Source organism: Amaricoccus sp., from assembly GCF_017995835.1.
Classification (GTDB): domain Bacteria; phylum Pseudomonadota; class Alphaproteobacteria; order Rhodobacterales; family Rhodobacteraceae; genus Amaricoccus.
The window spans coordinates 1-5578 of the sequence record NZ_JAGOID010000146.1; the positions used below are offsets into that span (position 1 = coordinate 1).

The following is a 5578-nucleotide window of genomic DNA, read 5'->3' on the forward strand; positions in this document are numbered from 1 at the left end:
TCGCACCCGACCATCGCCGAAGATCGCGCGATGACCACCGCGTCGCCGCCTGCCTGCCAGCGCGATGGTCCGCGCAGGCAGGCGGCGACGCTACCGGCGAACTACACCACCACCGGGGACACGACCCAGCGCTCGGGCGGCAGCGACGTGATGGCGTAGATCACCTCGGCCCGAGGCCGGTTCCGATCCCCAGGAGCCTCTCGAAGGCGATGCGTGTGTGGCGCCTTCGGTTCCAGCGGAAGACGAACTCGTCCAGGTAGCGTTGGGCATGGGCCTTGCGCAGGCCGTGGAAGACGCCGCTGGCCCATCGCTTCAGGTTCGAGAAGACACGATGCACCCAGGGCGGGCATTCGTGCGCCTTCCGGCCTTCGACGACGCGAACCTCGTGGGGATTGGCCGGCGGGTTCGCGTAGCCCTGCCAGCCGTCGGTGATGAGCTTCGCGCATGGGCCATGCGGATGCGGCGCGGCCGGCCATCCTCGGACAGCTCGACCGCGCCGACGATGAAGATCTTGCCGACCGGGCTGCGCCCGCCCTTCGCGCGGTCGACGGGATCGTGCCCGGAACGGGGCGCTCATATCATACCAACGGCCTCAATCGTTGACCCGTCGCCTCGATCACCTCCCGCAACTGGTCCGTCGCAGCGATTGCCCGGCGGTGGCCGATGCGGCTAGGATCGCGCCAATCCGAAGCCAGGAGTCGCAGATGACGACCATCAGCCAGGATGCGGAACTTCAGACCGTCATCACCACGTTCGAGACCAGCCCGGGCGCCTGCCTCGACCTTCTGGAACTGCTCACCGACGCCTATGACGCGTTCATCCGCACCCAGCCGGGCTTCATCTCCGCGGCGCTGCACGTCAACGACGCCCACACCCGCATCGCCAACTACTCGCAGTGGCGCCGCCGCGAGGACTACCAGGCGATGCTGCGCACCACCGAGATGCGGGCGCGCAACCGCGAGATCGTCAAGCTCTGCCGCAGCTTCGAGCCGGTGATGTACGAGGTCGCCCGCGTCTATCCCTGACGCCGGCGCACGGTCGCCCCACGAACCAATCGAGAGGACCGCACGATGGCCGAGACCTGGCTTCCCTCCCTCAGGACCGCGACGCCGCAGGAAGGATTCGAGCTCGCCACCAAGCTGGCGCGCGTCGGCGTGAAGATGACGCAACCCTCGGCCGAGCTGCGCGACAAGCTGCGCGCCGCCTACGAACAGGACTCCGCCCAGCTGATCGCCTCGTCCCAGGTGATCGCCATCCATTTCCAGACCGTCGCCGCCGCCAACGGTTACTGGCGCGAGTGACGACCGGCCGGACCCGCGCGGTCCGGCCCCGTGCGGAAGGACCTCCCCTATGTCATCCATGGCAAGGCGCATCGCCGTCCTCGAAGGCGCGGACGGCGACAACTTGCAGGCGCTCCTCGCAGCGGCGGTGGCCGAGTGGCGCGCGGCGGGAACGCGCGTCGCCGGCGTGATCGCGGAGGCTCATGGCCTCCCCGACCGCACCTGCGCCGCCGGCTTCCTGCGCGAAATCGGCGCCGAGGAGCGGTTCCCGATCTATCTCGGGACGCCGCCGGAGGGGACCTCGTGTCACCTCGACGGCGCGGGCGTGACCGCGGCCTGCGCCGCCGTCATCGGGGGGATCTCCGGCAGCGATCTCGTCGTTCTCAGCAAGTTCGGAAAGCTCGAGGCCGCTGGTCAGGGGCTCCTTCCGGCCTTCGAGGCCGCGCTCGCCGCCGGCCGACCCGTGCTGACGACGGTTTCGGAAAGGCACCGCGACGCCTGGGAGGCGTTCGCGCCCGATGCGGCTCGCATCGACGCGAACCCGGCCGCGCTCGCCGCCTGGTGGTCGGACGCGACCGCCCGACCCCGGTAGCGGCCGGCCCTCACCAGTTCACATAGAACATCGCCTTCGCGAGGACGACGATCAGCGCCACATGGCAGAAGACGCTGACGTGGATGCGCCTGGAGCGCCGGGACGTCAGCCTGCCGCGGGCTCCGAGCGTCACCGCTGTGACGAAATGGGCGAACACGCTGAGCGCGAGGACGATCTTGATCGTGAGCAGCGTCGCGAAACTGCTGCCGAAGGGATGCGCCAGGTGCTCGCGATACTGCCAGGCCATGGCGATGCCGGCGGCGTAGAGGATCGCGATGACAAAGGGCATCACGCGGCGGGCGCGACGGCCGACCGCGGACTCGACCGCCCGCATGGCGTCGCGGCCGAGCGGCGCGCGGAGGCTCTCGAGGATCAGCACCTCGAAGAACACCGTGCCGGCGAACGCGATCGCCGCAAGAAGGTGCAGGGTGACGAGGACGAAATAGCTCATGGTCGCGACCCGATGCACCGGGGGGACGGATCCGTCAATCCCGGGCGCGCCGGACGAGCGCCGGCGAGGGCCGGGCTTGCCCTCGCCCGGGCGCTCCCTTAGGACAGCGCCCGTCCCCGTCCGGCCGGAGCCCCCGACAATGACCGAGCCCCTGCGCATCGCCATCGCCGGCCTCGGCACCGTCGGCGCCGGCGTCGTCGCCATGGTGCAATCGAACGCCGCGCTGATCGCCGCGCGCGCCGGCCGGCCGGTCGAGATCGTCGCCATCTCCGCCCGCTCGCGCAGCCGCGACCGCGGCGTCGACCTCTCCGCCTACGCCTGGGAGGACGATCCCGTCGCGCTCGCCCGCCGCGACGACGTCGATGTCGTGGTCGAAGTGATCGGAGGCGAGAACGGCCCGGCCAAGGCGACGGCCGAGACCGCCATCGCCCGCGGCAGGCACGTCGTCACCGCCAACAAGGCGATGCTCGCCCGCCACGGCCAGGCGCTCGCCGAAGCGGCCGAGGCGAAGGGCGTGGCGCTGCGCTTCGAGGCCGCGGTCGCCGGCGGCATCCCGATCCTCAAGGCGCTGTCCGAGGGGCTCGCCGGCAACGCCGTCTCGCGCGTGATGGGGGTGATGAACGGCACCTGCAACTACATCCTGACGCAGATGGAGGCGACGGGCGCGCCCTACGCGACCGCTCTCGCCGAGGCACAGCACCTCGGCTATGCCGAGGCCGACCCCGCCTTCGACGTCGGCGGCGTCGACGCGGCGCAGAAGCTCGCGCTGCTGGCCGCCATCGCCTTCGGCGCAAGGGTCGACTTTCCCGGCGTCGCGGTGGAGGGCATCGAGCGCGTCTCCATCGCCGACATCGAGCAGGCGGCCGACATGGGCTACCGCATCAAGCTCCTCTGCGTCGCGCGCCAGACCGGATCGGGCCTCGAGGCGCGCACCCAGCCCTGTCTCGTGCCGGCCCGCTCGCCGCTCGGCGCGCTCGAGGGCGTGACCAACATGGTGGTCGTCGAGGGCGACTTCATCGGCCGGACGATCTATACCGGCCCGGGCGCCGGCGCCGGTCCGACCGCCTCCGCGATCGTCGGCGACATCGTCGACGTCGCGCGCGGCGTCATCCGCCCGGCCTTCGGGATGCCCGCCGCCGCGCTCGTCGCCGCGCCGCGCGCCGGCGACGAGGTGGAGGCCGCCTTCTATGTCCGCCTCGCGCTGACCGACGCGCCGGGCGTGCTCGCCCGTGTCGCCGCGGCGCTCGGCGACGTCGGCGTCTCGATCAACGTGATGCGCCAGTACGAGCACGCCGCCGAGGAGGCGCCGGTGATCATCGTCACCCACCGCACCCGCCGCGCCGCGCTCGACGCAGCGCTCGAGCGCATCGCCGCCCTCGACGTCTGCCGCGCCGCGCCGGTCGCGCTGCGGATCGAGGAGGTCTGAGGCAGGCGCCGCCGCCGACCCGGCGGCGGGAGGCCCACCGTCGAGCTCAGATACCGGGCGCCAGCGTCTGGCAGGTCGCGCTCTCGCGCGACAGGCTGACGCAGGCCTGCTCGGCCGCCTGCTGGCTCAGGCCGACGAACTGCGCGCGATAGAGCGTCACGCCCTGGACCTTGCCGGCCTCGATGCGGCGCAGACCGCCGTTGAGCTGGGGCAGGTCTTTCAGCGCCATGGTCAGCAGGTGCCGCTCGGCGTCGCCCTTGGACCGGAACGCTCCGAGTTGCACGCCCCAGGCGTTGCCGCCCGTGCTGCCGGCGGCCACCTCGATCGGCTCCTGGTCGCCCGCGCCGGCCTGAGCGGAACGTGGCAACGCCACGGCGAAGGTAGAGGGCGAGCCGCCTGCACGTGACGCGATCGCCTGGCCCGGGGCCGGACGGGGCGCCGGTCGCAGCGCGCCATCCGCCGACGCGACCACGCCCGGCCCGGCGGCGAGTTCGGCGTTCACCTCGGCGATGGCCGTCGCGATGCTCTGATTCGTCCGCGCGATCGCGGCGTCCTGGCTCGCGCCGAGCCCCATCCAGCGCGGCATCGGCCGACCGCTCGCGGCGAGCGCGCCCGCCCCCTGCGGGGCCGCGGCGCTCGCGACCTGGACGGGGGACGCCCCGGCCGGCTCGGGAGCGACGCCGGCGGTGGACGCACGCGGCGCGCGCGCCTCGGCGGCGGCGACGAGAACCGGAGCCGCCGTACCCGGGCGCAGCGGAGCCGGCCGCGCCACCTTCGCCCGCGAGGGCATCTTGGCGAAACCGAGGTCCATCAGGCGCATCACCTCGGCGTTGCGCGACGCGGTCGACTTGCCGCCGAAGACCGCGACGATCACCCGCTCGTTGTCGCGCTCGGCCGAGGAGACGAGGTTGAACCCCGCGGCCTTGGTGTAGCCGGTCTTGATGCCGTCGGCGCCGGGATAGGCGTCGAGCAGCCGGCGGTTGGTGTTCTGCACGGTGGCGATGCCGGCCGAGGTCGAGATCCGGCCGAAGATATTGTAGTACTGCGGGAAATCGTAGAACAGCCGCCGGCCGATTTCGGCCATGTCGTGCGCGCTGGAATAGTGCCCCGCCGCGGTCAGCCCGTGCGCGTTCGCGAAATGGGTGTTCTGGAGACCCATGGCGCGGGCGTACTGGTTCATCCGCTCCGCGAAGGCGGGCTCGGACCCGGCGACCGCCTCTCCGAGCGCGGTGGCGGCGTCGTTGGCCGACTTGATCGCCGCGGCGCGAATCAGATAGCGCAACTCGATCTTCTGGCCGGCGCGAAGCCCCAACCGCGACGGCGGCTCCGCGGCGGCGTTCTCCGAAATGGTGACCTTCTGGTCGAGCGACAGCCGGCCGCGCTTCACCTCGTCAAAGACGATGTAGAGCGTCATCATCTTGGTCAGCGACGCAGGCGCGAGCTTCTTGTCGGAGTTGACCGCGTGGACCGCCTTGCCGTTGCGCGCATCCATCACGTAGGCCGCATACTCCTGCGCGAGCGCCGGGGTGGAAGCGAGCACCAGAAACGCCAGCACGACCCCGCGCGAGAGGTTACGGATCATCACTGCCCTCCGGCGCTTTGCGCCACTTGCCTCAGAGTTTGCAAACGCTTGCGAGCGTCCGTTTAATTTTGCGTTAAGCTAGCACGCCAAACACCCGTCGAAAACACCTTTGTCAGAACGTGCGCGCATCGACGGCCGGGCGTGGCTTGCCGGTCGCAAGCGATTTTTTTGCCGCACCGCAGCATGACGCCTTGCCGCAGTGCAGCATGGGCCCTATCTAGCCGCCATGCCCCCCACGAACCATACT

General features: G+C 71.2%; 6 protein-coding genes and 1 pseudogene. 4 read left to right on the forward strand and 3 right to left on the reverse strand.

The window, feature by feature from the left end:
* Nucleotides 1-160: 160 nt before the first annotated feature.
* Nucleotides 161-570, reverse strand: a pseudogene (locus KBA23_RS15370) (transposase); the annotation flags it as partial.
* Nucleotides 571-704: 134 nt separating this feature from the next.
* On the opposite strand from KBA23_RS15370, the gene KBA23_RS15375 reads away from it, so the two are divergent.
* Genes KBA23_RS15375 through KBA23_RS15385 form a run of 3 tightly spaced genes read left to right on the forward strand, consistent with a single transcriptional unit; the run spans nt 705 to nt 1872 of the window.
* The gene (locus KBA23_RS15375) at nt 705-1025 is read left to right on the forward strand and encodes an antibiotic biosynthesis monooxygenase family protein (RefSeq protein ID WP_290742701.1); all 321 of its coding nucleotides are present in this window, start codon (nt 705-707) and stop codon (nt 1023-1025) included.
* Between the two features lie 45 nt (nt 1026-1070).
* Nucleotides 1071-1301 (forward strand): hexameric tyrosine-coordinated heme protein, encoded by a 231-nt coding sequence (locus tag KBA23_RS15380; protein ID WP_290742703.1) that lies wholly within the window; start codon nt 1071-1073, stop codon nt 1299-1301.
* A 58-nt stretch (nt 1302-1359) separates the two neighbouring features.
* Nucleotides 1360-1872 (forward strand): DUF2478 domain-containing protein, encoded by a 513-nt coding sequence (locus tag KBA23_RS15385; RefSeq protein WP_290742706.1) that lies wholly within the window; start codon nt 1360-1362, stop codon nt 1870-1872.
* A 10-nt stretch (nt 1873-1882) separates the two neighbouring features.
* Here KBA23_RS15385 and KBA23_RS15390 read toward each other — a convergent pair whose 3' ends face one another.
* Complete coding sequence (locus KBA23_RS15390) at nt 1883-2323, reverse strand: hypothetical protein (protein ID WP_290742707.1); 441 nt, start codon at nt 2321-2323, stop codon at nt 1883-1885.
* Nucleotides 2324-2462: 139 nt separating this feature from the next.
* Here KBA23_RS15390 and KBA23_RS15395 point away from each other — a divergent pair, with 139 nt between their 5' ends.
* Complete coding sequence (locus KBA23_RS15395) at nt 2463-3749, forward strand: homoserine dehydrogenase (protein WP_290742710.1); 1287 nt, start codon at nt 2463-2465, stop codon at nt 3747-3749.
* Between the two features lie 46 nt (nt 3750-3795).
* On the opposite strand, the gene KBA23_RS15400 is transcribed toward KBA23_RS15395, so the two are convergent.
* Entirely contained in the window at nt 3796-5331 is a 1536-nt protein-coding gene (locus KBA23_RS15400; protein ID WP_290742713.1) for a D-alanyl-D-alanine carboxypeptidase family protein, read from the reverse strand.
* Nucleotides 5332-5578: the final 247 nt, after the last annotated feature.

What these genes read in the sequence shown, in the direction of transcription:
- KBA23_RS15385 (WP_290742706.1), top strand. Translation starts at nt 1,360, where the DNA reads ATGGCAAGGCGCATCGCCGTCCTCGAAGGCGCGGACGGCGACAACTTG.
- KBA23_RS15400 (WP_290742713.1), bottom strand. Translation starts at nt 5,331, where the DNA reads ATGATCCGTAACCTCTCGCGCGGGGTCGTGCTGGCGTTTCTGGTGCTC.
- KBA23_RS15395 (WP_290742710.1), top strand. Translation starts at nt 2,463, where the DNA reads ATGACCGAGCCCCTGCGCATCGCCATCGCCGGCCTCGGCACCGTCGGC.
- KBA23_RS15380 (WP_290742703.1), top strand. Translation starts at nt 1,071, where the DNA reads ATGGCCGAGACCTGGCTTCCCTCCCTCAGGACCGCGACGCCGCAGGAA.
- KBA23_RS15390 (WP_290742707.1), bottom strand. Translation starts at nt 2,323, where the DNA reads ATGAGCTATTTCGTCCTCGTCACCCTGCACCTTCTTGCGGCGATCGCG.
- KBA23_RS15375 (WP_290742701.1), top strand. Translation starts at nt 705, where the DNA reads ATGACGACCATCAGCCAGGATGCGGAACTTCAGACCGTCATCACCACG.